This is a genomic window from Bacteroides sp. MSB163 (genome assembly GCF_036416795.1).
In the GTDB taxonomy this organism is placed as follows: domain Bacteria; phylum Bacteroidota; class Bacteroidia; order Bacteroidales; family Bacteroidaceae; genus Bacteroides; species Bacteroides maternus.
Genome location: NZ_CP143867.1, coordinates 1511360 through 1536601, shown reverse-complemented (window position 1 = coordinate 1536601; position 25242 = coordinate 1511360). Strand labels below are relative to the sequence as shown.

The 25242-nt window shown below is 44.1% G+C and carries 18 protein-coding genes; 14 read left to right on the top strand and 4 right to left on the bottom strand.

The genetic code is table 11. From position 1 onward, the window contains the following. The first annotated feature begins 11 nt into the window (after positions 1-11). The 7 genes from fucP (at position 12) to VYM24_RS05260 (ending at position 12402) form a co-directional block, all read left to right on the top strand. Positions 12-1442, top strand: a complete 1431-nt coding sequence (gene fucP / locus VYM24_RS05290) for an L-fucose:H+ symporter permease (protein ID WP_330941665.1) — start codon at positions 12-14, stop codon at positions 1440-1442. An 8-nt stretch (positions 1443-1450) separates the two neighbouring features. After that, the gene (locus tag VYM24_RS05285; RefSeq protein ID WP_330941664.1) at positions 1451-3097 is read left to right on the top strand and encodes a ribulokinase; all 1647 of its coding nucleotides are present in this window, start codon (positions 1451-1453) and stop codon (positions 3095-3097) included. A gap of 19 nt (positions 3098-3116) precedes the next feature. Continuing rightward, on the top strand, positions 3117-4292 hold the full coding sequence (locus VYM24_RS05280; protein WP_217712937.1) for a glycoside hydrolase family 172 protein: 1176 nt from the start codon (positions 3117-3119) through the stop codon (positions 4290-4292). A gap of 60 nt (positions 4293-4352) precedes the next feature. Beyond that, a complete protein-coding gene (locus VYM24_RS05275; RefSeq protein ID WP_330941663.1) occupies positions 4353-7325 on the top strand; it encodes a SusC/RagA family TonB-linked outer membrane protein in 2973 nt (990 codons plus the stop codon). Positions 7326-7343: 18 nt separating this feature from the next. Continuing rightward, positions 7344-8918 carry a RagB/SusD family nutrient uptake outer membrane protein gene (locus tag VYM24_RS05270; RefSeq protein WP_330941662.1) on the top strand — a complete coding sequence of 525 codons (1575 nt, stop codon included), beginning with the start codon at positions 7344-7346 and terminating at the stop codon, positions 8916-8918. A 75-nt stretch (positions 8919-8993) separates the two neighbouring features. After that, positions 8994-10973, top strand: coding sequence for a glycoside hydrolase family 97 protein (locus VYM24_RS05265; RefSeq protein ID WP_330941661.1), 1980 nt, complete (start codon positions 8994-8996; stop codon positions 10971-10973). 1 nt (position 10974) lies between these two features. Next, a complete protein-coding gene (locus VYM24_RS05260) occupies positions 10975-12402 on the top strand; it encodes a glycoside hydrolase family 183 protein (RefSeq protein ID WP_330941660.1) in 1428 nt (475 codons plus the stop codon). 84 nt (positions 12403-12486) lie between these two features. Here the strand turns inward: VYM24_RS05260 and VYM24_RS05255 are convergent, their stop codons facing one another. Continuing rightward, a complete protein-coding gene (locus tag VYM24_RS05255) occupies positions 12487-12972 on the bottom strand; it encodes a DUF3836 domain-containing protein (RefSeq protein WP_330941659.1) in 486 nt (161 codons plus the stop codon). 404 nt (positions 12973-13376) lie between these two features. Here VYM24_RS05255 and VYM24_RS05250 point away from each other — a divergent pair, with 404 nt between their 5' ends. Next, positions 13377-15587 carry a sensor histidine kinase gene (locus tag VYM24_RS05250; RefSeq protein WP_330941658.1) on the top strand — a complete coding sequence of 737 codons (2211 nt, stop codon included), beginning with the start codon at positions 13377-13379 and terminating at the stop codon, positions 15585-15587. Between the two features lie 29 nt (positions 15588-15616). Here the strand turns inward: VYM24_RS05250 and VYM24_RS05245 are convergent, their stop codons facing one another. Both VYM24_RS05245 and VYM24_RS05240 read right to left on the bottom strand, forming a co-directional pair. Beyond that, entirely contained in the window at positions 15617-16162 is a 546-nt protein-coding gene (locus tag VYM24_RS05245; protein ID WP_330941657.1) for a DUF3267 domain-containing protein, read from the bottom strand. 14 nt (positions 16163-16176) lie between these two features. After that, entirely contained in the window at positions 16177-16314 is a 138-nt protein-coding gene (locus tag VYM24_RS05240) for a hypothetical protein (RefSeq protein ID WP_330941656.1), read from the bottom strand. Positions 16315-17187: 873 nt separating this feature from the next. On the opposite strand from VYM24_RS05240, the gene VYM24_RS05235 reads away from it, so the two are divergent. The 5 genes from VYM24_RS05235 to VYM24_RS05215 all read left to right on the top strand — a co-directional run bounded on the left by VYM24_RS05235 (position 17188) and on the right by VYM24_RS05215 (position 22050). Continuing rightward, on the top strand, positions 17188-17766 hold the full coding sequence (locus tag VYM24_RS05235; protein WP_330941655.1) for a LemA family protein: 579 nt from the start codon (positions 17188-17190) through the stop codon (positions 17764-17766). A gap of 1 nt (position 17767) precedes the next feature. Beyond that, on the top strand, positions 17768-18799 hold the full coding sequence (locus tag VYM24_RS05230) for a DUF3137 domain-containing protein (RefSeq protein ID WP_330941654.1): 1032 nt from the start codon (positions 17768-17770) through the stop codon (positions 18797-18799). Positions 18800-18894: 95 nt separating this feature from the next. Beyond that, positions 18895-19605, top strand: a complete 711-nt coding sequence (locus VYM24_RS05225; RefSeq protein ID WP_330941653.1) for a hypothetical protein — start codon at positions 18895-18897, stop codon at positions 19603-19605. 22 nt (positions 19606-19627) lie between these two features. Continuing rightward, positions 19628-20947 (top strand): hypothetical protein, encoded by a 1320-nt coding sequence (locus VYM24_RS05220; RefSeq protein WP_330941652.1) that lies wholly within the window; start codon positions 19628-19630, stop codon positions 20945-20947. Positions 20948-20967: 20 nt separating this feature from the next. Further along, positions 20968-22050, top strand: coding sequence for a trypsin-like peptidase domain-containing protein (locus VYM24_RS05215; RefSeq protein ID WP_330941651.1), 1083 nt, complete (start codon positions 20968-20970; stop codon positions 22048-22050). Between the two features lie 130 nt (positions 22051-22180). Here the strand turns inward: VYM24_RS05215 and VYM24_RS05210 are convergent, their stop codons facing one another. Beyond that, the gene (locus tag VYM24_RS05210) at positions 22181-22732 is read right to left on the bottom strand and encodes a DUF3836 domain-containing protein (RefSeq protein ID WP_330941650.1); all 552 of its coding nucleotides are present in this window, start codon (positions 22730-22732) and stop codon (positions 22181-22183) included. A gap of 202 nt (positions 22733-22934) precedes the next feature. Between VYM24_RS05210 and VYM24_RS05205 the strand changes: the two genes are divergently transcribed. Further along, positions 22935-25193 (top strand): sensor histidine kinase, encoded by a 2259-nt coding sequence (locus tag VYM24_RS05205; RefSeq protein WP_330941649.1) that lies wholly within the window; start codon positions 22935-22937, stop codon positions 25191-25193. Positions 25194-25242 lie beyond the last annotated feature (49 nt).

Sequence of the window (25242 nt, the reverse complement as noted above, 5' to 3'; positions counted from 1 at the left end):
ATCAAATTCGTATGGAATCGAATCGAATAATACCGAAAGGAATCCTCTTCCCGTTCATTCTGCTCACCACGCTGTTCTTTGCCTGGGCTGTGCCGAATAATCTTACGGATACCATGCTCGCCGCATTCAAGCGAATCATGAGTATCAGTGACTCGAAAACTGCCTGGATACAAGTGGTGTGTTATCTATTGGGCTATGGATGCTGTGCCATTCCGGGTGCATTATTTATCAAGAAGTACACTTATAAGTCCGGTGTAATGTTGGGACTTGGTTTGTATGCTTTGGGTGCCTTATTGTTCTATCCGGCAATGCTTTGCTCCGGAATAAACGTTGAGTTCAGTTTCTTCATGTACCTGTTGGCCATTTTTGTTCTTTTTGCCGGACTTTCCGTATTGGAAACATCAACCAATTCGTATGTATTGGCAATTGGTCCTGAGAGTACAGCTACACGCCGTTTAAATCTATCGCAGGCATTCAATCCGTTTGGAGCAATTACGGGAGTGGTGATTAGTCAGATTTTCATTCTTTCGCAATTGAACATGATGACTGCTTCAGAACGTAGCCAGCTCCCGGCTAGTGAATTGGCTGCCATCCAAGGTCAGGAATTAAGTGCTGTCACTATGGCTTATGTAGTGCTTGGATTGGTGATGTTGGTACTTTTAGCCGCCATTTGGATTACCAAAATGCCTAATCTTAGTGAAAAGGGAGAAAAGGTTGAATTTGGCGCCACTTTCCGCAGGCTCATGAAAAATAAGAATTATGTGTGGGGCGTAGTTGCGCAATTCTTCTATGTAGGTGCACAGATAGCTGTGTGGTCATTTGTCATCCGCTATGCTATGCAGCAGTTGAATTTTGACGGTGTGTTGGCTTCTCTGGGCAATGCGGCTTCTGCCGATGCAGTTGTAGATGCATTGCGCAATGTAGAACCTGTATCTGCCGCATTCTATAATGGTTGCGAATGGCTTGGATTGAATGACTTGTTGCCTCGTACGGCCGAACAGGCAGCCGCGACTTATTACATTATGTCGCTTATCCTCTTTGTCGCTATGCGCTTCCTATGTACAGGGATGATGAAGTATGTGAAAGCCTACAAACTTTTGATAGGTCTCGCTATTCTTGCCGTACTATGCTGTGTAGGTGCTATGCTTGGTAAGGGTAGTTTCGGAGTATATTGCCTGATGGGTATTTCCGGATGTATGTCACTGATGTTCCCAACCATTTATGGCTTTGGACTTACAGGTTTGGGAGAAGATACTAAAATCGGGGGTTCGGGCATGGTAATGGCCATTGCAGGTGCGGCTGTCCTGACTCAAATTCAAGGTATTGTTTCTGATCAGACCGGTAGCATTATGGCTGCATATATTGTTCCGGCTATAGCTTTTGCGGTTATTGCTTACTATGGATATTTCATTGCAAGAAAACAGGAATTAGCAATTAAATAAGAATTCATATGATAGAATCTAATAAGAAATATGTCATTGGACTTGATTTCGGTACGGATTCCTGCCGGGCATTAATAGTGGATGTGCGCAATGGAGATGAAGTTACTACGGGGGTAAGTTTCTACCCCCGTTGGAAAGCAGGTCTTTACTGCGATGCACAAAGTAATCGGTATCGCCAGCATCCGCTGGATTATATTGAATCTATGACGGAAGCTGTGCACACTGCTTTATCCCATCTGACAGAAGAGGAGATAGCTTCTATTTGTGGGTTATGTTTTGACACCACCGGCAGTACACCTGCATTGACTGATTGCAATGGGATGCCATTAGCCTTGAATCCTGAATTTGCAGAAGAGCCGGATGCCATGTTTATCCTTTGGAAAGACCATACGGCGGTTCGTGAAGCCGAGCAGATAAACGCTCTCATGAAGGAACGTAATCTTGACTATTTACTCTACGAAGGAGGTACTTATTCTTCAGAATGGGTATGGTCAAAAGTTTTACATGTCATCAATACTAATTCTAAAGTAAAAGAGGCTGTTTATTCATGGACAGAGCATTGTGATTGGATGACAGGTTTGGTTACAGGGAACACAATTCCGGAAAAAATGCTTCGTAGCCGTTGTGCAGCAGGGCATAAAGCTATGTGGCACGAAAGCTGGTTACTTTCTTCTTCCGAAGTTCTTTTAGAACTTAATCCCTCCCTGAACAGAATCCTCCCCCATCTTTTCACGCAACCTTACACCAGTGACACCCGTGCCGGCACGTTGACCGCCGAATGGGCCGGTAAACTGGGCTTACCTCAAGGCATCGCCGTAGCCGTAGGAGCACTCGATGCACACATGGGAGCCGTGGGAGCTTCGGTAGCACCGGGGGTACTTACACGCATCATGGGAACCTCCACCTGCGACATCATGGTGGCAGAGAAACATGAAATAGGAGACCGATGCATAGAAGGTATCTGCGGGCAAGTGGATGGTTCCGTACTTCCCGGATTCATTGGGCTGGAAGCCGGACAGTCAGCTTTCGGAGACATTTATGCATGGTTCGGGAAATTCATGTCATGGCCCTTGAAGAACATCCCCGAAGGAGAAGCTAAACAGAAAGTCATGGACACCATGCTGATTGAATTGACCCGAGAAGCACAAGCCTTGAAACTTTCTGAAAATGACATCGTTGCCCTTGACTGGATGAACGGGCGCCGCACGCCGTATGCCGATCAGAATGTGAAAGGCATGATTGCAGGACTGACACTGGGAAGCACTGCCCCGGAGGTATTCAAAGCCCTTGTCGAAGCCACCGCATTCGGCTCCCGGCGTATTGTAGAGCATATGAAAGCACAAGGTCTGCATATTGATTCTGTCAACGGCATTGGAGGAATCAGCAAAAAGGCCCCTTTTGTCATGCAGACTTTGGCTGATGTGCTGAATATGCCTATTCGCATCGTGCGCTCACAGCAGACTTGCGCACTCGGGGCGGCTATGTTTGCAGCGGTAGCTGCGGGAGTATATCAGGACATCATGGAAGCCATGAAGTATATGGGGGCGGATATTGAGGTGGAATATAAACCGGACACCGAAAGGGCAAGGGTTTATGAAATACTCTACAAGAAATACCTTGAACTGGCAAAAAATGCTGAATATATCAATCTATAAACCATTAATCTATTTAATCATGAAAATCAAAGCTTTTATTTTAAGCGCCTTATGTTTAGGTGCAGTGAGCGTTTATGCTCAAAACTTCAATGGACTTGACATGAATATGGGTAATTTGTATCGTTTGTCCGATGCAAAAACCCGCTCTATCAGTCCTGAAAACTTTACCGGCGAAAAAGGTAAGGGTGGTATGGCTGATCCGGTGAGGGATAAAGATAAACCTAATCAAGCTAATGCACATCACGCAGCAAAGACCTTGGGACAAGGCTGGAAGGTGAATCCTTATGTGAATATCGGTCCTAATGAGACTTTTACATTGGCTGAAATAGAAGGTCCCGGCGCTATCCAGCAAATCTGGATGACTCCCACAGGTGAGTGGCGGAAAACAATTATCCGATTTTATTGGGATGATGAGAAAGAGCCTTCTGTAGAATGTCCCATTGGTGATTTCTTCTGTAGTGGCTGGGGAGTGTATTCTCCATTATCTTCACTGGCCGTATGCGTGAATCCGGGCAGCGCATTCAACTGTTACTGGCAAATGCCTTTCCGCAAAAAGTGTAGAATCACTATGGAAAACATTGATCCGAACAATGAAATGCGGGTTTACTATCAGATAAACTATACATTGACTGAAGTTCCTGAGGATGCCGCTTACTTCCATGCACAATTCCGCCGTTCAAACCCCAATATGACTTCTGACCATGTATTGGTTGATGGCATCAAGGGCAAGGGCCAATATGTGGGTACTTACATGGCATGGCAGGTCAATAACAGTGGTTGGTGGGGTGAAGGAGAAATTAAATTCTTCATGGATGGTGACAAAAAGTTCCCGACCATCTGTGGTACTGGTACAGAAGACTATTTCTGTGGTTCCTACAATTTTGAGAATAAAACAACCCGCCAATACGAGGAATTTTCTACCCCTTATGCAGGACTTCACCAGATTATACGCCCCGATGGAGTATACCGTTCGCAACAACGTTTCGGTATGTATCGCTGGCATATTCTTGACCCTGTTCGCTTTGACAAGGACTTGAAAGTTACTATTCAGGATCTTGGATGGCGCAATGATGGTCGTTATCTTGACCAGAAATCAGATATCTCTTCTGTTGTATTCTGGTATCAGAGCGAGCCGCATGCCAAGTTCCCGGCATTACCTTCGGCTGATGATCTGGAAGTCGTCAGACCTTTTTAAAAAGAAAATCACGAGAGACAAATAACAACTTAAATTTATCAACCTTATTACTTTAAGTCTATGCCTAAGTTTAATCAAGAACGGATTATTTCCGGAACAATGCGGCTGATGGCATTGGTATGTATGTTATGCGCATGCCAGTTTATCGCTGCACAGACAAAGAATTTCCAGGGTGTTGTGAAGGATTCAAAAGGTAACACTCTGCCGGGTGTTACGATTTTGGAGACGGGTACTGCGAACGGTGTTTCGACGGATGTCGATGGACGTTTTGAAATTAAGATGACTCCGGGTAACACACTAACGGTGAGTTATGTCGGTTATGTAACGCGCACTATTCAGACGAATGCAAATACCACTTCCCTTAATATAACTCTTGAAGAGGACGTTTTCTTGTTGGATGATGTAGTGGTGGTGGGCTACGGCTCAATGAAGAAGGGAGAAGTGACGAGTGCCATTACTTCGGTGAAAAAGGATAATTTCCTTGCCGGTATGGTGAAGAGCCCCGAACAGTTGCTTCAAGGTAAAGTAGCCGGCTTACAACTTTCTAATTATACCGGTGACCCGGTGTTGGGGCTTGAAATGACTATTCGTGGTGTAAATTCATTATCAGGCAATACCAGCCCGCTGATAGTCATTGATGGTATTCCCGGTGGTAGCATGACGGCTATTTCAAGTGAGGATATTGAATCTATTGACGTGTTGAAAGATGGTTCGGCTGCTGCAATCTACGGTACACGTGGTACGAATGGTGTGATTGTTATTACTACCAATCGTGCCAAAGCCACGAAGATGTCGTTGGAATACAATGCATCCGTATCATTTGAAACTATTTCCAAACATGCAGATATGTTGACTGCGGATGATTATCGTAACTTGAAAGATAATTCTGATTTTCCAGGAATTCAAGATGAAGGAACTACCACTGATTGGGTAGATGCAATCAGCCGTACAGCTATCAGCCAGAATCACTTTCTTTCTTTGAAGGGTGGCAATGCCCAGTCCAATTATGTGGCTTCTATCGATTACCGGAAGCGTGAGGGTGTCATCAATAAGACAGACCGTGAATCCATCACTGCAAAAATCGGATTGAATCACAATATGTTTAATGATAAACTGCGTTTCCAGTTGAATATCAATGATAGCTATGTCACTCAGCAACGTGCATGGTATTCTGCCTACCTGAATGCTCTGTTGGAAAATCCAACGCGTCCCATTTATGATGAGAACGGAAACTATACTGAATATAAAGTCAATCTGAAACCTTATAACCCTGTTGCCATGATTAATGAAGAATATGACAAAGAGGGATATAATCAACTGATGATGAGCGGTAAGATGACAGTTACCCCGATTGAAGGGCTTAATTTGAGCGTCATGGGAGCTCTTCAACGCTTTGACCGTATGGAAAACAAGAGCAACTCTTTCAAGCATATGTCTACGGTTGTCAATGGTGATTATGGCAATGTGTGGAACTGGGCTGACAACAGTCTGCAGAAAACGTTGGAATTGGTAGGTGATTACACCAAATCCTTAGGACTCCATAATCTGGGTGCTATGGCGGGCTATAGTTATCAGGATGATGATGCTAAAGGATTATATCAATGGGCGAAAGATTTTCCGACGGACATGTTCGGTCCATGGAACATTGGTTCCATGAATGATATGAAAGATAACAAGGCAGCTATGACCAGCTATAGAAATACACATAAGCTTATTTCTTTCTTTGGCCGTGTGACTTACAATTATGATGAGAAGTACATGTTCATGGCAAGTTTGCGCCGTGAAGGTTCTTCCCGCTTTGGTGATAACCATAAGTGGGGATGGTTCCCTGCCGTATCAGCCGGTTGGCGCCTTAGCAAAGAGAACTTCCTGAAAGAGGTGAAGTGGCTGGATGATTTAAAGTTCCGTGTCGGTTATGGTGTTACGGGTAACGAGGTGAATGCAAACTTGCTGTCAATGTATCTGCTGGGTTATGGTGGCTATGCTTACATTAATGGTAAATGGACACAGGGAGCTGCACCTTATCAGAATCCAAATCCCGATTTGAAGTGGGAAACGAAAAGCGAGCTGAACTTCGGTCTTGATTTCTCTTTCCTGAAGAACAGACTTTCGGGTTCGGTTGACGTTTATCATCGTGAGACTTCGGATTTGCTTTCTACTTACGAAGTTCCTACTCCGCCCTATATTGTATCGAGCATGATGGCAAACGTAGGAAAAATCAGAAATCAGGGTATTGAATTGTTATTGAGTGGTACAGCTATACAAACCAGGGATTTACGTTTTGACATAACAGGAACTTTTTCCTATAACAAGAACAAGATTGTATCTCTTTCTAACGGACTTTACCAGAAAGATTACTGGTATGCAGGTGCTACAGGTTCGCCGATACAGACGCATACACACATTGTAAGAGAAGGTGATCCGGTAGGTAATTTCCATGGTTTCCAAACACATAGCCTTACATCTGATGGTCTGTGGATGGTTTATGGAGCCGATGGTGAACCGAAATTGCTGACGGATGCCAATGACGGTGACAAGCGGGTAATAGGTAACGGTATCCCTACAACTTATGGTAGTCTTAACCTGGCATTGAATTATAAGGGCTTTGATGTTTCTGTAATGTTCCGTGGTGCATTCAACTTCCAGGTGCTTAACCGTCAACGCATGCATTGGGAAACAACAGCACGTATCGGCGAAGGCAATCTGCCACGCTCCGTACTCGAGAAACCATTTGGTAGTAATTCCTATGTAAAGGGTGCTCCTGCCATGCAGAGTTACTATGTGGAAGATGGTGATTATGTGAAACTGGATAATGTAAATATCGGTTATACGTTCAAACTAAAGAACCAGAATGTCATTCAGCGTCTTCGTCTGTATGTAGCGGGTAACAATCTGCTTACTATGACGGGCTACAAAGGACTGGACCCTGAAGTCAGCATTAAAGGGCTTGCACCCGGTGTTGAAGGTTCCGGTGCCGGTGAACTTTATCCGACAACACGCCAGTTTACTGTTGGTTTAAATCTTTTGTTTTAACCTTTAAAATTTATAGCAATGTTTAGAAAACAATATATTATCACTGCATTCCTTGCCCTTACTGCGGTATTCAGTGGTTGCACTAATCTTGATGAGGAAGTTTTCAGTAGCATTCCGGAAAAAGATTTCTATAAGACCGAGTCTGAGTTTTTGGCAGCTATGGTTCCGGTTTACTCAGGTATGCGTGCTATGACCGATTGGCAAAACTGGTGGGATTTGGAAGAAACAACCGATGTATGTGTCACTCCTGTTAAGAATCACGGTTTGTGGTATGATGGCGGCATTTATATTCGCCTGCACCAACATTCATGGACGGAAGAAGATCCGCACCTGAATGCTATCTGGAATGTGTTGTATGCAGGTGTGTCAAGTGCCAATCGCGTACTCTATCAGTTTGAAAACTCTTCCATAGAAATGGCTGGAAAGCAAAATTACATTTCGGAGTTGAAAGTGGCGCGTGCATTCTATTATTATCTGTTGCTTGAGGCTTTTGGAAATGTACCTATCATCGACCGCTTTGATGTACCCGACGGTTATCTTCCTGCTACGGAGCCACGTGCAAAAGTCTTTCAATTTGTGGAAACGGAATTGAAAAACAATATCGATAACCTGAGCGAAGACAGATTGAGTACTTACGGGCGCTTTAATAAGTGGAATGCTAAAATGCTGCTTGCGCGCATGTATCTGAATGCTGAGGCTTGGATAGGTACACCTATGTATAGCGAATGTGAAGCTCTGTGTGATGAAATCATACTTGCTAATAAGTATAGGCTCGATGGCGATTACTCATTGCCATTCTCTACAAACAATGAGTTGAGTAATGAAACAATGTTTGTCATTCCGTTTGATGAAACGAAATCCGGCGGGCAGATATATATGTGGGCACGCAAGACGTTGCACTATTCGCAGATGCAAACCTTTAGTCTTCAGGCTACCTGGCTTGATGGAGGTTGCTTAGGTGTTCCTACTTTCTTTGACAATTATGTGGAAGGTGATGAACGTTTGGAAAAGACATGGCGGATGGGGCAGCAATATGCTCTTGACGGAACTCCTCTATGGACAAACGGTTGGTGCGGTGACCCGCAAATGTTGCTCAGTTATACCAGGGAGGTTACTAATATTAGTGGTGACGCTACGATGTATCAGGGTTACCGTTTTGGCAAATATGAAATCAAGGTAGGTGCTACCGGAACCCCGGACAATGATTATGTCATCATGCGTTATGCCGAGGTGCTTATGACAAAGGCGGAATGTATTCTTCGTACCGGTGGAAATTCACAGGATGCGGCGGACTTGGTGAACGAAGTGCGCAGGAGAAACTTTGATACTACAAATGAGTTGACTGGTGCTGAACTCGAAGCTACCATATCCTGCAATGGAGTACCGGTGAAGTATGGTCGTTTGCTTCAGGAACTGGGTGTCGAATTTGCCCTTGAAGGTTTACGTCGTAGTCAGTTGATTCGCTTTGATGATAACTATACGAAAGGTACCTGGTGGGAACATACACCTACAAATGACACCAAGCGTAATTTAATGTTGATTCCGTTCGACCAATTGCAGCGTAACTCTAATTTGGTACAGAACCCGAAATAATCATGTTACTATCCGGTCAGTATGGTCTATAAAGCGTTCTGGCCGGATACTTTAACTTACATATCCATACTAAATATGACAATAAAGAAATTCTATATCCTATGTGCCGCCTTATTCTGTTTCATGGCTGTCTCGGCCCAACAGAACATATCCGTATCATCACCCGACGGGAAACTCAAGTTTCTGTTGAAGATAACTCCAGAAACCGTTTCTTACGAGGTTAATTACAAAAAACAGTTGTTGGTGGAGAACTCCCTGTTGGGATTCAGTTTCGACAACGGTGAATTTGGCAGTAACCTGAAAACCGGTAAGGTTCGCCGGAAATCTATTGATGAAACCTATGAATTGGTGGTTGGTAAGGTGAGTAGTGCCCGTAATCATTGCAATGAGATGATAGTTCCTTTGCAGGAGAAAGAAGCTCCGGGAAGGTTAATCAATCTGGTAGTGCGGGCTTTCAATGACGGAGTGGCTTTCCGCTATGAGTTTCCTGAACAGGAAGGATGGAATTCCTATGTAATGTATGATGAGAAGACCCAGTTCAGGCTGAATGGCAATCCGATGGCGCTATTGATGTACCTGCCGGGATATATCAACACGCATGAAGGGGTGTACACGCATACGGAATATGATAAGATAGCCAAGAAACGTCTTATTGAAATGCCTGTAACCTTGGAATTTGATAACGGCATATACATGTCGATCACAGAGGCGGCTGTCCGCGATTATGCAGGCATGTATCTGGTGAAGGAGAAGAATGGCTTTGCAGGTAAACTGTCTCCCCACCTGGGACAGGAGAAGATAAAAGTGGAAATCAGTGAATTTCCGCATCGTACCCCTTGGCGTGTACTCTCTGTAGCCGACCGTGTGGGCGGACTTCTTGAAACAAACATCCTTACCAGTCTGAATGAACCCTGCAAGATTGAGGATACTTCATGGATAAAGCCTTGTCGGACTACATTCACCTGGTGGAACGGCAATGTGGTGCCTGATAGTACTTTCTCTCCCGGAAACAACTTTGAGACAAACAAGTATTATATTGATTTTGCAGCCCGTAACGGTCTGGATGCCCATGGTATCTATGGTTATGCCGAGACTCCCTGGTATTATGACGATAACTTCAATTTCGGCTGGGCAGGTCCGAATGCCGACATCACCCGTCCGATACCTTGCCTGAATATGCAGCATATTGTAGAGTATGCCAAGAGCAAAGGAGTGGGAATACATTTGTGGGTACATTGGCGACCGCTCTATGATAAGTTGGAAGAGGCTTTTGCACTCTATGAAAAGTGGGGCGTAAAGGGCTTGATGGTCGATTTTCTGGATCGTGACGACCAAGAGATGATACGTATTCAGGAAGAAATTCTCCAGGCGGCTGCCAGACATCGTCTCTTTATCCAGTTTCACGGCTCCAGTAAGCCCTCGGGACTTACCCGCACTTACCCTAATGAATTCACCCGTGAGGGAACGCTCAATTATGAAGTTTGCAAGTGGGATACATTGGTGAATGCCGACCATGATATTTCCGTTCCATTCACCCGTTTGCTGGCCGGACCTGCCGATTACCATCTGGGGGGCTTCCGTGCGCTTCCACGTTCTGAGTTCAAGATTCAGTATGTTAATCCCTATGTGATGAGTACTCGTTGCCACATGATGGCGATGTATGTGGTTCTGGAAAACCATCTTACTTCCTTATGTGATACGCCTATGGCTTATGAAGGACAACCAGGCTTTGAGGTATTGCGTACAGTTCCCGGTACGTGGGATGAAATGCGCGTGCCATTGGCCGAATTTAATAAGTATGTCACCGTAGCCCGCCGCAATGGTACGGACTGGTGGGTAGGTACTTTAAACGATGGCACGGCACGCACATTAAACCTGAAGCTGGATTTTCTGGATGAGGGAGAATATCGGGCGGAGATATATACAGATGCTCCGGATGCTGAGAGGAATCCTAACCATTTGAGTAAAGAAATACGTACAGTGACTCGTAAGGATAAGGTAGAACTGCCTTTGGCTGTTGACGGAGGGGCTGTGTTGCGTATCTCTAAATTGTGATATGAGAAGGAAATATATACTGTTACTTGCAAGTCTTCTGATGACGTGGGGACTTGCAAGCTGTGAGAAATCAGATTCGGATGATGAAACTCCAACTCTGAATGTGCGGCTTTCCAAAAGTGAGGTTACGGCTGACAATGGAAAGGCGTCTGTTGAAGTGACGGTTGATGGCTTTGCACAATTAGCTTATCTGGAAATCACGAAAACCGGTGATACGAAAGGCGCGACTGAGAAATATATGAAGGCCAGCCTTTCGGAAAAGTATATCTATGAATATACTGTGAAGGAAAATGATGATGCCCGGTTTACTCTTGAGTTTGTAGCTGTAGGCAGTGACAATAAATCATCAGAAGCCGTTCAACTGATGGTGAATAGAGGCACTGTCAATGTATCGAAAGCATTAGCTTTTACCAACCTGAAATGTGTGTCCCGGGTTACCGGTGCAGAAGTAAATGGAGTGAACGGACTGCCTGCTGTGGAGTTTGAGGTGAATAACCGTACCAATGAGCTGTATAATGTGGGTGGCACCGATTTGGGAATTGTCTGGGAGCTTCAACCGGGACGTTATGGCCTTTTCTTTGGTGATACGTTTGGCAGTGATTTCTATCCTAATTTTGTTAATCCGGGACCCAATGGTGGCAGTTGGAGAAGCAATGTGCTGCTCTTTTCCGAGGACACCAATCTTTCTGACGGGCTCGCCATCAATGGTGCGGCTATGGATGAAAGTGGTAAGAGTGCCCGTGAAATCTGTTATGGAGGTAAGGATGGCAGTGGCAATGGAGATTGGACTTCCATTCCTACAGCCGCTATTCGTGCCAATGGTGCCGATTATGTCCATTATATGAATATCCGTAATTGGGCGGGATGGGTGACCAATTATTCAAGCCTTTATAAATCTATGGATAATGGGGTAACCTGGAAGCGTTGTCAGGATGTAAAGTTCGGTTCAATGAGCAACTTCGGTCAAGTGGGCTATTTTAAAAAAGACGGTTATGTCTATATGATAGGTACTATCACAGGACGTGATAATAAACCCCACCTTGCCCGCTTCCGTGAAGAAGATATTGAAAACCAGGCAGAATATGAGTTCTGGAACGGTGGCGGCTGGGTGAAAGATAATGAGGCGGCTGCTGTCCCGCTTTTCGATGATATAGCCGGGGAACTTTCCGTGGCTTATCATCCGGAGTTCAACAAGTGGATATTGCTTTATTTCAATGGCCTTCGCTATGAGATTTCTTTCCGTGCAGCCGATCATATAACAGGTCCGTGGAGTGAACCCGCAAAGATAGTGGATGGCTGGCAATATGCCCAGCTCTATGGGTCGTATATTCACCCGCTATCACTCAAAGGCGATACACTCTATTTTATCATGTCTATGTGGCTACCCTATAATTCATATTTGATGTCTGTGGAGCTATTTAGTAAATGAGAATTTAATAAAAAGGGTATTAATCAAAAATAAAGCGTCAGAAATCATTCTGGCGCTTTATTATAGCATCTTTGAGCTGGCAGACTACTTTTCGGCAAACAGCATAATTTCTTCCGGTTGCGTGCTGTGTTCTGCCGTCAGGTCCCAGGAATTGTCTTTCTTGTTCCATTTATAGCTTTGATAATTCGCACCCATTGCGTTTATCTGGTAAACAGCTTTTGCTTTTACATCGGCGTAAGCGTTCGTTTTGTTGTTCCATGCTACGTATTCCACGTTTATATCAGTTCCGTCATAAGAGAAGTTCAGGCAATATTGTTTCTCAAAACTTTGGTTTTCTTTGTTCCATTTCAATACCTCTTTGGCTGATACACGTCCTTCGGCATTGTACGCATAGTTATACTGCAAATGATGATGCAGATACTTCTTGTTTTCTACTTTGAATACGGTTTCCGTCTTTACACTACCCTCGTTCATTTCCGTGTTGTAGGCGAAGCCTTCCAGATTGTTTCCGCTTACTGCGTTTACTACTGATGTCAATGCAAATACTACTGATAATACTAAAGCTTTCATAATCGTTTTATTTTTTAAGTTATACATTTTTGTTTCTTTCGATGTTGCAAAGATAGGGCAGAGGCATGAGGATGAATGTTATTGCAATGTTATCATTAGGTTAACACAGAAATACCGATGATTTTATCAACTACAATTGCAGCTTTGTATCTTATCAAATCCGTACCCGGGATGCACTTGCTCCGTATCAACTCCAGTGTTTCTTCGCTTAGAGGTACTTCTGACCGAAGAATGTACGGAGCAAGTACGTCCCGGATACATCCAGAGTAGGGTGGTGAAGTGATAAAATGCTCAGTTAGGTTTCACACAAAAGAAAGTATCTTGCATTTTTATCTTTTCAGGAAGGAAAGTATCTTTAGGTTAATGCAGAAAAATAGTATCTTTGTCCCCAAAATAATGACAAAATGAAGCTCCGTTCGCTTTACATCCTTTCTATTGTAGGACTGTTTCTCGTTGTGGTGATACAATTGGGAGGGATGATGTATGCCTATGACAGCTATAAGAAAGAAGCCAAACGTACACTGGACGAATGTTTCCGACAGGCTTTTATAGAGACAGTAGATAATCAAATCAACAACCTGTCCTTTCCGGACTATACCATTCCTTTCTATTCGTACATACCTAAAGATGAGAATAGACCTATGGATGATGAAGTTTTTCTGGGATATCAACAGGCCGCTTCTTTCCTGCAAGATGTTTATCAGGTGACGATACCTCTGGATGAGATGGAAAGGACGTTGGAAAAGAAACTGAAATGGAAGAATATAGACCGGACCGTGTGGATTGATGCGGCGGAAGACCATAGCCAGTATTCTGCCTACAAACTTTTCAAAACAGTAATCTCTGATACTGCCTGGCTGAATGAAAAGAAAGGAGAAGCCATAGAAGCAGCCATTATCACCCCTTTCCTTCCGCTTATAAAAGATATATTCTTCTTGTTTCTTCCTACTTTGTTGCTGACCGCTTTTCTTATTTATAGTTGGGCACAGCAGATGAAATATATCATAAGTCAACGGCGGGGCATTGAAGAACAACGCTCGGCTTTTTATACTTTGGCAGAGAAAATGAGGCTACCGATAGGCGAAGTGCGTAGCCGGATTCCCGGACAACGGTGGGAAGAAATAGAAATATCGGGTAAGCATATTCTGGATATGACAGAACAAACTCTCTCCGTTGCCAAAGAAGAAGAACGTAAAAAGCGAGCACGTAAGCAGCACTCTTTCAAGGTATTCTTTATAATCAGTCTGCTGGCAAGCTTTTTGCTGATGGTGGCCTGGTTCGTTTACTTGTATCGTACGGCTGCCCGCGAGACGGTTTATCAGGTGAATGACTGTTTTGAGGCTGCTTTTTATGATGAAGTGGCGTATAACCGTTTTCCTTTGTTCCGCTCGCAACCCGGAGAAAATAGAGAATCCGAAGAACGGATAAAAAGAAGCGAGTCGCCTTTTGCCGAAGAGCAAAGAGAATATTTAAAAGGAAAAGAGGCAGAGTATACTATAAATAGATTGTATGTGGTGCATACGCACAATACGATTGATCAAAATTACCGTCTTCGTGCAGCTTTGATTATGCAGAAACACTTGGAAGGAGTGGAGATGAATTCCCAGTATCTGGATTCTGCCTTTGCCGGACATCTCAGCCGGTTGGGAATGAAATCACGCAGTGGAATCCGTCAGTTCCGCTATCCTTCGGACAGTACGGTTACACAGTCAGGATATACTTCTGTGAGGTATGGTGACTATACATCCCGGTTTATACCGTTGAGGGAAGACAGCACGCTTTGTGTGCAGGGGATAGTGAAGAACCCATATCGCTATGTGGTGTCTTCCATCTGGTATTTGCTGATTCCTCTCTGGATTATGTTTCTGGTGATGCTGGATTGCATCTTCGGACAGATAAAGGTGCTCCGTATGCAACGCCGCCTGGAACAGTTCCAGAAAGACTTCACGTATGCCATGATTCATGATATGAAGTCTCCGTTGAATTCCATATTGATGGCGGCGCATGTGCTGGCGGGCGGGAAGTTGGCGGATAAGCCTGAAAAAGAAGAAAAATACCGCCGGGTAATGACGGAAGAGAGTGAGCATTTGTCGGCTTTATCAAACAGGGTATTGATGCTGACACAATTGGACGAAGGACATCTGGAATTGCATAAGGAAGAAGTCGCCCTGCGCCCTTTGCTCGATGATTTGATAGCGAAGATTTCTTTGAAAGTCAATAAAAAAGTGGAATTCAATACGGTTTATCACCGTTGCGAGACTGTTTATGCGGATGCTTTCTGTCTGCGCGAAGTATTGGGCAATCTGATAGACAACGCTATCAAGTATTCTCGTGAAGAGGTGAAAATAGATATTGTCAGTGTGTCGGAGAAAGGTTTCTGCAAGATAAAGGTGTGTGACGACGGTTTGGGTATTTCTTTGAAAGACCAGTCGCGCATCTTCAACCGCTTTGAGCGCTCTGCGGCAGCCGGACGTAGTGATAAGGGTGGAGCTTCGGGCTTCGGTTTAGGACTGAACTATGTGCAGCAGGTGATGCTGGCACATGAGGGCAGGGTAGAGGTGGAAAGTGAAGAAAGCCGTTTTAGTGAGTTTACACTTTATTTTCCGATAAAATGATTGTGTCTGCAAGGAGCGCTTGCAGACAATCACCAGATATGAAACCGTAACTCTTGTGAGCAGTCATTGATGAATGCATCTTTTCCGAAGGAACGCAATTTCCAGAGGATACAGACGTCATCGATACTGCCGATAATCAGAAATATCCCGAATAAAGCACTGTAATAATGCCCCGATATCATGCCGTAAGAGAGTGGGATGATTCCTAATAACAGAATAGGCAGAAAGCAGGCGGTACGATATTGCCACATTCTTATGGGTTCATTGCAATGGCAGAAACGTATGCCCCCCTTATGTTTCACGAAGGATATGGACCGGAAACCTTTGGGTGAGAATATTCCGAAGAAGAGGGCGTGGAGCAATAAGTTTACTACAAAACCAGCCAGGGCACATGACCAGAATATCAGATAGGATATGTGAGTCATTTCTTCTCCATGAATCAACCGGAACAGCACCAGTATGGGTAGAGCAAGCAGAATGGCGGCTATGATTCCGTTGCGGTTGATTTTGTTTCCCGAAACTACTATTTCGGTACCTTTTCTGCTTTGTATGATTGAAATGTCCGCTTTCATCATCTAATCCTTATTTGTTAATTGAAAAATAGGTCTGCAATAATGTGTTTTAATCCTATGTATACAGGGTTGACAATACCTGATAATATATAAGCTGCAAGTACTATTGTGATATCTTTTGAGAATTCTATTTCTATTTTCTGATACTTCTTCATGGCTTTTTTATGTTCTGAGTAATACAATTTGTTCCCTTTCGGTGTTGCAAAGGTAGGGTGGGAGGGGGAGGAAGAATGTTATCGCAATGTTATCTTTACGTTAACGAAGGGTTATAGGACTGTTTGATTGTAACCTTTCGAGGTAATTCTGTTTACTCCAAATGGTAACTTCATTTACGTGCCGATGTAAAGGCCGTTACATGCCGATGTAAAGAGCGTTACAATAGGAGGTAAAGGTCGTTACATACCGCGGTAAATGCTTTTACATTATGGAGTAAATAGATTGTAAATGCTATATGTTGATAATCAGTAAACTAAGCGTGTTAGGTTAATTCGTTTCTGATAAGAAATGAAGCAAATGATAAACAGTACTATCTTAATTCTCCTCCTCTCGGGAGGAGGAGTACCCGTAGGGGGAGGTGGTAGGTAAAATAATAAATACCTATGAATCATAAAATTAAGGATTTCTTTTCTCACCTACCACCCCGCCCTTCGGGCACCCCTCCTCCAACTGGAGGAGGGGAATTGAGATAGTCCGTTTGATTCATAACCTAATAGTCATGAATCCTTCCTAATAATCTTAGCCTTCAATAGCCTTTTATGAAAGCAAGAACTTTGAATGATATGGCAGGAATTTCTTGTTTTCTTCCTCTGATATCCCCTCTGTTTCCCTTGTAAATTGAAAATGTCCCCTTGTTCCTTTCCCTTCTCTGAATAATAATATACTGAAACACACATTTTTATAAGTAAAAGCTCCCTCTTCATTTGTCCCCCCTGTTTATTTTCCGGTTTATGGGTATCTTCCTATTTTTGCTACAATCTCTTTAGCAGATGCGATGCAACTATTATTAATCTATATTAGAAAGTAAAATTATGGAAAACCAGGGAATTCTTCTTTATATCGGGATAGGCTTTATTGTGCTTCTCATACTTTGGTATATCTGGACTGCCAACAACCTGATTGCTAAACGAAACCGCGTAAAGCAATGCCGAAGCGGTATTTGTGTAGTACTGAAACAACGCAATGACATGATACCTAATTTAGTAGCTGCTGTAAAGTCCTACATGGGACATGAAAGTGAGCTCCTGACACGCATCACCGAACTCCGTTCGCGCACCTTCCAGCCTTCGCAAGAGAGTGAGCAGATAAAAACCGGAAATGAACTCTCTTCCTTATTATCCAGATTGCAACTCTCCGTCGAAGATTATCCGGAACTCAAAGCGAACGAACAATTCCACCGCCTGCAAACAAGCATTGAAGATATGGAATTGCAGTTACAGGCCATCCGGCGTACCTACAATGCAGCAGTGACCGATTATAATAATTCCATTGAAATGTTTCCTTCCTCCATCGTTGCCCGCAGGCAGAACCATCATCAGGAAGAATTGATTGATATTCCCGAAGCCGAGCAACGCAATGTAGATGTCAGCGAACTTTTAAAACGGATGTAATATGGCGACGATTGATTTCAAAATGCTTTCTGAACGACTCCGTAATGAGTTGTCTCGTGTGAATCGCTGGCGCAGAGTGGTGCGTGGCCTGAGTATTATAGTTTATCTTTTTGTTTTCTGCTGGATGATGTTCGTCCTCTTGGGCGGTTATTTGGCGGGATATATCGGACTGGAGAATTATAGTCTGATAACGCAATATATACTGCCTGTTTTCATGGGCTTTGTGGTGCTGAACTTTGTATTCTCGCGTTCCCTTATGAAGTTTCAGCAGCAGGAAAGCGATATTATGCGCAGTGTTATGTCCACCTTATTTCCGTCGTATGTCTTTTCTTTCTCTTTGCAGATAGACTATCGGATATTGTCTGGCAGTAAGCTCTTCAACACTTCTTTCTCCGATCCGGCATTTGGAGCCACCACTTACGGCTATCTGGAAATTCCTCATGGCAATCAGTCCCTTTATGTGGCGGATATAGGTGTTTCTTATGGTTTGCTGAATAAGCTGGCACAAAATTCTGTGACGGGATATTTCGTGATGCTTTACCGATATGTGCTCCGCCCTTTGTTTGCTTCCCGTTACGAAAGCAGTGCGCACAATTTCCGCGGAATGTTCGGCTGGTGCCGCTTGGAGAGAACTTTCAAGGGAACCACCCTTATCTTGCCCGACCATTTGGAGCAGAAAGTCGGTTATCTGGCAAAAAACATCCAGGCATTGAAGAAACGTTATAATGCTCGCTTCATGCATTTGGAAGACCCTGAATTTGAGAATTACTTTGCTGTTTATGCCGATGATGAAGTGGCGGCGCGCATGATACTCACCCCGGCAATGATGCGCCATATCACCCGCTTGCGCGAAGCTTTCGGACACGATATAATGCTTTCTTTCAGCAAAAATACTTTTTATTACGCAGCAGTCATGCCCGAAGGTTTTTTGTGCCTCCGCACGCAGGCGCTGGACAACGAACATTTACTGGAACAGATATACGACGAGATAAACCTTGCCTGCCGGGTGGCGGATGAATTGAGACTTAACTAATTTCAATTTTCGCAGTGCTCAACTAAGAACCTTGAGCTTGCAAAAGTTGAGATATTAACTATTTGATAGAATATTAACTCTAAAACTAAATTATTATGGCATTTTTTGTGAATCCCGGCAAAGACTGGGAGAATAACCTGACGGAAGAAGATATTGCGAAAATGGAAGCGCAAGGGTGTGACGTGAGTGGACTGCGTAACAGGCCGACCGTGCCGGAAGACGACGGTGAGGAAGAGGAGGCTTTCGATAACCCTACCCGTCTGGATAGACTGAAACCTTATCTGCAAACACCCCGCGACATGGAAACTCCTTTCTTCAAGGCAGTGGCAGGCAATGCTCCCTGGTTGTTCAAGGATCGGTGGAAGAAGAAATATACGGAATCTCCCGTTGTATATGCAGCAGTGGTGCAAGCCAACAGTGCTTTGTGGAGACCGGGAGACAACGATTACTATCCGGCAGTGTTTGTTTTCGCCCTCGACAAGAAGCACATTTACGACGTGGAATGGTTATCACAAATGGCAGAAAAAATCAGCGAACTATCCGATGCTTCTACTGTACCCAACGATTGCCGCAAGCTGATTGATACGTTGAACGACAGCCAGAGTGAGTTTTGTTTCCGTATCGGCAAGAGCGTATCCGGTGATGCCGATGCCTGGTGTGCCACATACAAATTCGATAAGCAATCGGCTCTTCCGCGCAAAGCGCTTCCTTCAGACGGTATTGTTCCTTTCTTGTTGAAAGCCAAGCCGGTAGAGAACCAGTTTGTAGATTTTAAACTGATTCCCTCCGAATTGTATATCGGTTAAATAAAAAATAGAGATACATATTATGAAACAGACATTAACCTATATCCCTCCTGTAGTGGACTCCACACAAAGTTCCATACATATAGAGGATTTTGAAAAGAGTGTGGACTTGTATAATCAAGGTGAGTATCTGCAGGCTTTCCACTGTTTGCTGAACTATCTGAATCCTGATTTCCGGGCTAAATATGGTAATCCGGAAGGTACAGAATTTCATATTCCGCATGGTTCTATTCTGGTACACATCTATGTGAAAGAGGATGCTTTCCGCATCAATGCCGATTTCCTTACTTTACCCGAAAAGGGGCGTGTGGCCATGCTGCGTCAAGTGGCCGACCTGAACATCAACAGATTGATGCTGCCTCGCTTTGTGAAGGACGGTGACAGTCTGAGGATGGAATACTCCTGTCCTTTGTCGCAAAGCCATCCGCACAAGATGTATTTCGTCCTGCAGAACATCTGTCACATCGGTGATAAATACGATGATGAATTCTGCACAAAGTTTGGTGCCACGCGTTGCTACGAACCTAAAATTACTCCTTATCCGCAGGAAGAGGTAGACCGCATCTATGAAGGTCTGCAAAAGCTCGGTCGCGAGACGCTGGAAGTCATTAAAGAGTATGATGCCGACCGTAAATACGGCTATTCATGGAATGTGCTCGACACTACTTTCTATCAGATTTCCTACTTTGCCCGTCCGCAAGGCCAGTTGCTGAACGACCTCGACAAGGCAGTGGACGACATGGATGCCGAACTGCCCACCGCCGAAGTGGTGGCAAAAGGAAAAGCTTTTCTTGAGAAGTTGCTTGCTTTGTCCAAGGAAGAATTGGCTACCGACCTTTATTTCGTTGATACCTTAGTCTCCACCAAGCGCCGTTCATCCTTGAAGAATGTACAGGAGAACTTTATAAGTGTCTATAAAGAAGCCACCGAAGCCATCCAGACGGAAAACTACGAACGTAGCGCCGTACGTTTGCTTTATATCTTCTACGAGGCTTATTTCTACAACGATATGCAAGACGACATCAACGTCATCATCTCCCGCGCGCTCAGTAAAGCGAGCGGCCGGTCGATGGAAGACGCTTCTGAAGTTCTTTATAATGCCATGGATAAGATAATGGAGGGTGACCTGGAACCGGATGATGATGACGACACTCTTGAAGAAATATCTTCTGAAGCTATCGAGCAGATGCAAGGCATGGCTGCTTCCCTGCAAGAAGAAATCATGAAAGCACAAGCCGACATGCAGGCTGCCATGATGAGGGGAGATATGGGCGAGTATATGCGTCTGGCACAGGAACTTCAGCAGAAGATGATACAGCAGGCACTTGGCGGACAAGCGTAACACTTTAAAAAAGCAAATCAATGGAACAGAACAATATATATCAGTTGGTTTTCAAAGTAACCCATGCGGGCGGTTCAGGTAGTTGTTTCTACCTGAAAGACTATGACCTTTTTGTAACGAACTACCATGTAGTCAAAGGCTTCCATTCACTGGCGGTGCACGATAATGAACGGAATCCTTATCTGGCTAAAGTGGTGTTGGTAAATCCTTCTCTGGACATTGCCTTGTTGGCTGTGGAAGGTGATTTTTCATCCCTTCCCTCTATAAGTCTGGCGGGAGATGATTCTCTTTCTATCGGTGGGAAAGTGTGTGTGGCTGGTTATCCTTACGGCATGCCTTTTACGGTGACCGAGGGTTCCGTTTCCTCACCCAAACAACTGATGGAGGGAAAGTATTATATCCAGACCGATGCAGCCGTCAATCCCGGTAACTCCGGTGGACCTATCTTCAATGAGAACAATGAAGTGGTGGGGGTGACAGTAAGCAAGTTGACGAATGCCGACAATATGGGATTCGGTGTACGTGTGGAAGCATTGCGGAAGCTGCTTGAGGCGGTAGAGGAGGTTGACCACTCTATTTTCCAGGTGCAGTGCGACAGTTGTGATGAGTTGATAGCCGATGAAGAGGAATTTTGTCCTTCATGTGGCGAGAAGCTGCCCGAAGGTATCTTTGAGGAGCGTGAACCGTCTTCGCTGAGCGTTTTTTGTGAGCGGGCCATCCGTGAGATGGGGATTAATCCTGTACTTGCACGGGATGGTTACGACTCCTGGACATTTCACAAAGGCAGTTCGGAAATACGTATTTTTGTATATGAGAACGCATATTTGTTTGCTGTTTCTCCTATCAACCTGTTGCCTAAGAAGGAAGTGGAGAAAGTGCTCGATTATATTCTGAGTGAAGATTTCTCTCCGTACAAACTGGGCATTGAGGGACGGCAGATTTATATGGCCTACCGTGTGCATCTGTCTGATATCACAGATGCGTCCGAAGATGGAATCTGCCATAATCTCGTCAATCTGGCTTTGAAAGCGGATGAAATGGATAATATGCTGGTAGAGCGCTTCGGTTGCGAGTTCTCTGAATACTCCAAACAGGAAGAATAACTTTAAGTGATAAACACGACGAATGTGCCGGAAGTGGCGGTACTTGTGGGGTGATAATTATTCACTCACATATAGTACAGCACTTCTGGCACTTTTTTTAAAAAAGAGAGTATTTATTGTTAGAGTAAAGTTACTTGTTAGCCAGCAAATCTTCGTTCCAGTGGATGGCGTTGTGTTCTGTCACCAGATTCCAGGAGTTTTCTTTTTCGTTCCAGTTGTAGCTCATGTAGTTCATGCCTTGTTCGTTCATCTGGTAGATGGCTTTGGATTTCACATTGGTGTAGTCACTGTCTTTGCTGTTCCATGCTACGTATTCCACGCCTACTTCATTGTCAGTATAGCGGAAGTTCAGACAATACTGCTTTTCAAAGCGGCTGTTGTCCTGGTTCCATTTCAGGATTTCCTTGGCTGATACACGTCCTTTTTCATCATACGTGTAGTTGTACTGCAGGTGGCGTTCCAGGTACTTTCCTTTTTTTACCTTATACACCATTTGGGTTTCCACTCCGTTTTCCTGTTTCTCCGTGTTATAGGCGAAATCCTTTACATTGTTACCGCTTACTGCGTTTACTACTGATGTCAATGCAAATACTACTGATAATACTAAAGCTTTCATAATCGTTTTATTTTTTAAGTTATACATTTCGTTACTTTTGATGTTGCAAAGATAGGGCAGGAGCATGAGGATGAATGTTATCGTAATGTTATCGTTAGGTTAACGAGATTTTTGCGACTCTGGAAAGCTCCCTTGTTTTTTAGAGTTGTATGTATTTTTATATTCCTCTGGCTGGAAAGGACACATTCTCGTACGATATAAAAAGTCGTGCATTACTTCGTGATCCATAGTTATTTGCTATTTTTGCAGACGAATATAAACGGATAAGATGAAATTACATACTGTCATCTCTCTTTCACTTGTGAGTCTGGTTGCTGTTGTGTTGATACAGTTGGGCGGAATGCTTTATGCTTTCCATGCACAGATGCAGGAAGCGGAGAAGTTACTAAACAAGTGTTTTTGGATGTCTTTCACGGAGACGGTGGATAATTTGGTGAACAACCTTCCTTATCCTGATAATTCAATAGCTGTCATAGCGTATGCTCCTAATCCTAAATACAAGCGGATTGATGGGAATGAAAGGAATAAGCGTACTTCCCAGCAGGTGGCACAGGCTTTGCAACGGGTGTATGGAATAAAAGAAATTCCGTTAGCCACCATAGACAGCGTGTTGCACAATAAGTTGCGGAAGTTAGACATGGATGGAACACTGACCGTGGAGCGCATTGATGTAAATACAAATGAGGTGCTGGCAAGTACCAATCCTCAGGTAAGTATCCGTAACTTTGCCGCTGTTACTTCCGAAACAGCTTTTACCTTTAAATCCCGTGGGGAGGCTGTCCGTGCCATTCTTTCTTTCCCTGCCAAGGAGATGGAGAAGAGACTCCTGTTACTGTCATTCATTACATGGCTGTTGCTGGGTACGGCTGTCTATGCCTTGATTGTACAGATGAAGTCGGTGTTCCGTCAACGACATAACTTGCAGAAACAACAACAGGACTTCTATACGTTGGCCGAAGAAATGAAACATCCCGTCAGCCGGATGAAGAATTTGATAACCACAGAAAACTGGCAAGAGGTGGAGTCACAAAGTAACGTGCTCTTTGAGAAAACCAATGCTACTCTGACACACGCCAAAGCAGAAATCCGGCAAGGAAGTACAGGCAGGCCTATTTCTCTTAAAGCAATTTCTATGGTCAGCTTGGTGGGAGTATTCCTGTTGCTGGCTGTCTGGTCGGGATATTTGTATTATACGACCTCTCAAAAGATACGGTATCAGGCGGAGGAGCAATTGGAAGAGGCTTTCTATCGGGAGGCAGACTTACATAGGTATCCGCTTTTCACTAAGGCTAATCCTGATTTTAATTGGGATAGTTCACCGGGAGAATTTCTCCCTTATCCGCGGCGTATGATGAATGAACTTTATAAAATATATCTGGAGAAAGGTTATCGTTACCGGGTACAGTTGAGTATCATACGACATCTTTACAATAAGTTTGATGAAGATTTCCGCGTAAAGATGGCTTATGATATACAGGATACGATTAGTCTGCGTAGCCGTGTGCCCATTCCGTTCTCTTTGCAGTTTGCCGACAGTGTGTTCAGAAAACAGCTTTTGGAAACAGGTTTTCCAGATAAGGCGGATATCCGTTGGATCAAGTATCCCTCCCGGGAGTTGATACTTTATACAGGTAGTCCGGCTGTTGACTTCGGGGATATCACTACCCGGTTGTTTCCGTTGGATAAGGATAGTACGAGTTGCATCTTTGCTGTGGTTCGTTCACCACAACGTACTATTATGAGTACCACTTGGTATATGCAGGTGCCGCTGCTTATTGCTTTCCTTTTCGTATCTCTCTGTGTTTTCTTTCAGATACGTATGTTGCGGGCACAGCGTCGGTTGGAACAGTTTCAGAAGGACTTTACTTACTCCATGATACATGATATGAAGTCACCGTTGCAGTCTGTCATGATGGGAGCGCATATCCTGGCAGGTGGTAAGTTGGCGGATAAGCCGGAGAAGCTGGTCCGCTACAGGCAAGTGATGGGAGATGAGTGCGAACATCTGCTGACACTTTCCAATCGTGTAGTAATGCTGACAGAGATAGACCGTGGAGAACTGGAACTACATAAAGAAGAAATTGCCCTAAGACCGTTGCTGCGGGATATAGCGGAAAAGTATCAGTTGAAAGCGGCGAAGACGGTTCATTTTGATATCGATTGTGAAGAAGGATGTAGTGTTTATGCGGATGCTTTCTGTCTGCGTGAGATACTTTCCAATCTGGTGGACAATGCTGTCAAATACTCTAATGAAGAGGTTCTGATCGTTCTTTCAGGTACAAAGACAGAGGATGGAACCATTGTTAGAGTGCATGATAACGGTATTGGCATCCCTTTGAGCGAACAGCATAAGATATTCAATAAGTTCGAGAGGATTGCTTCCGGTAGTCGTAAGACGGGTGCATCAGGTTTCGGGTTAGGATTGAATTATGTGTTGCAGGTGGTGAGTGCCCACGGCGGTATGGTGAAGGTAGAAAGTATGGAAGGGAGTTACAGTGAATTTACGCTACAATTCCCCTTGCGTTAAAAAAGCCTGCTGGCAAAGATGAAATGTACTCAACTATTTGTTATTCAGA

Bases quoted from the DNA above. Each gene is read 5' to 3' on its own strand.
- fucP (WP_330941665.1), top strand. From the start codon at position 12: ATGGAATCGAATCGAATAATACCGAAAGGAATCCTCTTCCCGTTCATT.
- VYM24_RS05285 (WP_330941664.1), top strand. From the start codon at position 1,451: ATGATAGAATCTAATAAGAAATATGTCATTGGACTTGATTTCGGTACG.
- VYM24_RS05280 (WP_217712937.1), top strand. From the start codon at position 3,117: ATGAAAATCAAAGCTTTTATTTTAAGCGCCTTATGTTTAGGTGCAGTG.
- VYM24_RS05275 (WP_330941663.1), top strand. From the start codon at position 4,353: ATGCCTAAGTTTAATCAAGAACGGATTATTTCCGGAACAATGCGGCTG.
- VYM24_RS05270 (WP_330941662.1), top strand. From the start codon at position 7,344: ATGTTTAGAAAACAATATATTATCACTGCATTCCTTGCCCTTACTGCG.
- VYM24_RS05265 (WP_330941661.1), top strand. From the start codon at position 8,994: ATGACAATAAAGAAATTCTATATCCTATGTGCCGCCTTATTCTGTTTC.
- VYM24_RS05260 (WP_330941660.1), top strand. From the start codon at position 10,975: ATGAGAAGGAAATATATACTGTTACTTGCAAGTCTTCTGATGACGTGG.
- VYM24_RS05255 (WP_330941659.1), bottom strand. From the start codon at position 12,972: ATGAAAGCTTTAGTATTATCAGTAGTATTTGCATTGACATCAGTAGTA.
- VYM24_RS05250 (WP_330941658.1), top strand. From the start codon at position 13,377: ATGAAGCTCCGTTCGCTTTACATCCTTTCTATTGTAGGACTGTTTCTC.
- VYM24_RS05245 (WP_330941657.1), bottom strand. From the start codon at position 16,162: ATGATGAAAGCGGACATTTCAATCATACAAAGCAGAAAAGGTACCGAA.
- VYM24_RS05240 (WP_330941656.1), bottom strand. From the start codon at position 16,314: ATGAAGAAGTATCAGAAAATAGAAATAGAATTCTCAAAAGATATCACA.
- VYM24_RS05235 (WP_330941655.1), top strand. From the start codon at position 17,188: ATGGAAAACCAGGGAATTCTTCTTTATATCGGGATAGGCTTTATTGTG.
- VYM24_RS05230 (WP_330941654.1), top strand. From the start codon at position 17,768: ATGGCGACGATTGATTTCAAAATGCTTTCTGAACGACTCCGTAATGAG.
- VYM24_RS05225 (WP_330941653.1), top strand. From the start codon at position 18,895: ATGGCATTTTTTGTGAATCCCGGCAAAGACTGGGAGAATAACCTGACG.
- VYM24_RS05220 (WP_330941652.1), top strand. From the start codon at position 19,628: ATGAAACAGACATTAACCTATATCCCTCCTGTAGTGGACTCCACACAA.
- VYM24_RS05215 (WP_330941651.1), top strand. From the start codon at position 20,968: ATGGAACAGAACAATATATATCAGTTGGTTTTCAAAGTAACCCATGCG.
- VYM24_RS05210 (WP_330941650.1), bottom strand. From the start codon at position 22,732: ATGCTCCTGCCCTATCTTTGCAACATCAAAAGTAACGAAATGTATAAC.
- VYM24_RS05205 (WP_330941649.1), top strand. From the start codon at position 22,935: ATGAAATTACATACTGTCATCTCTCTTTCACTTGTGAGTCTGGTTGCT.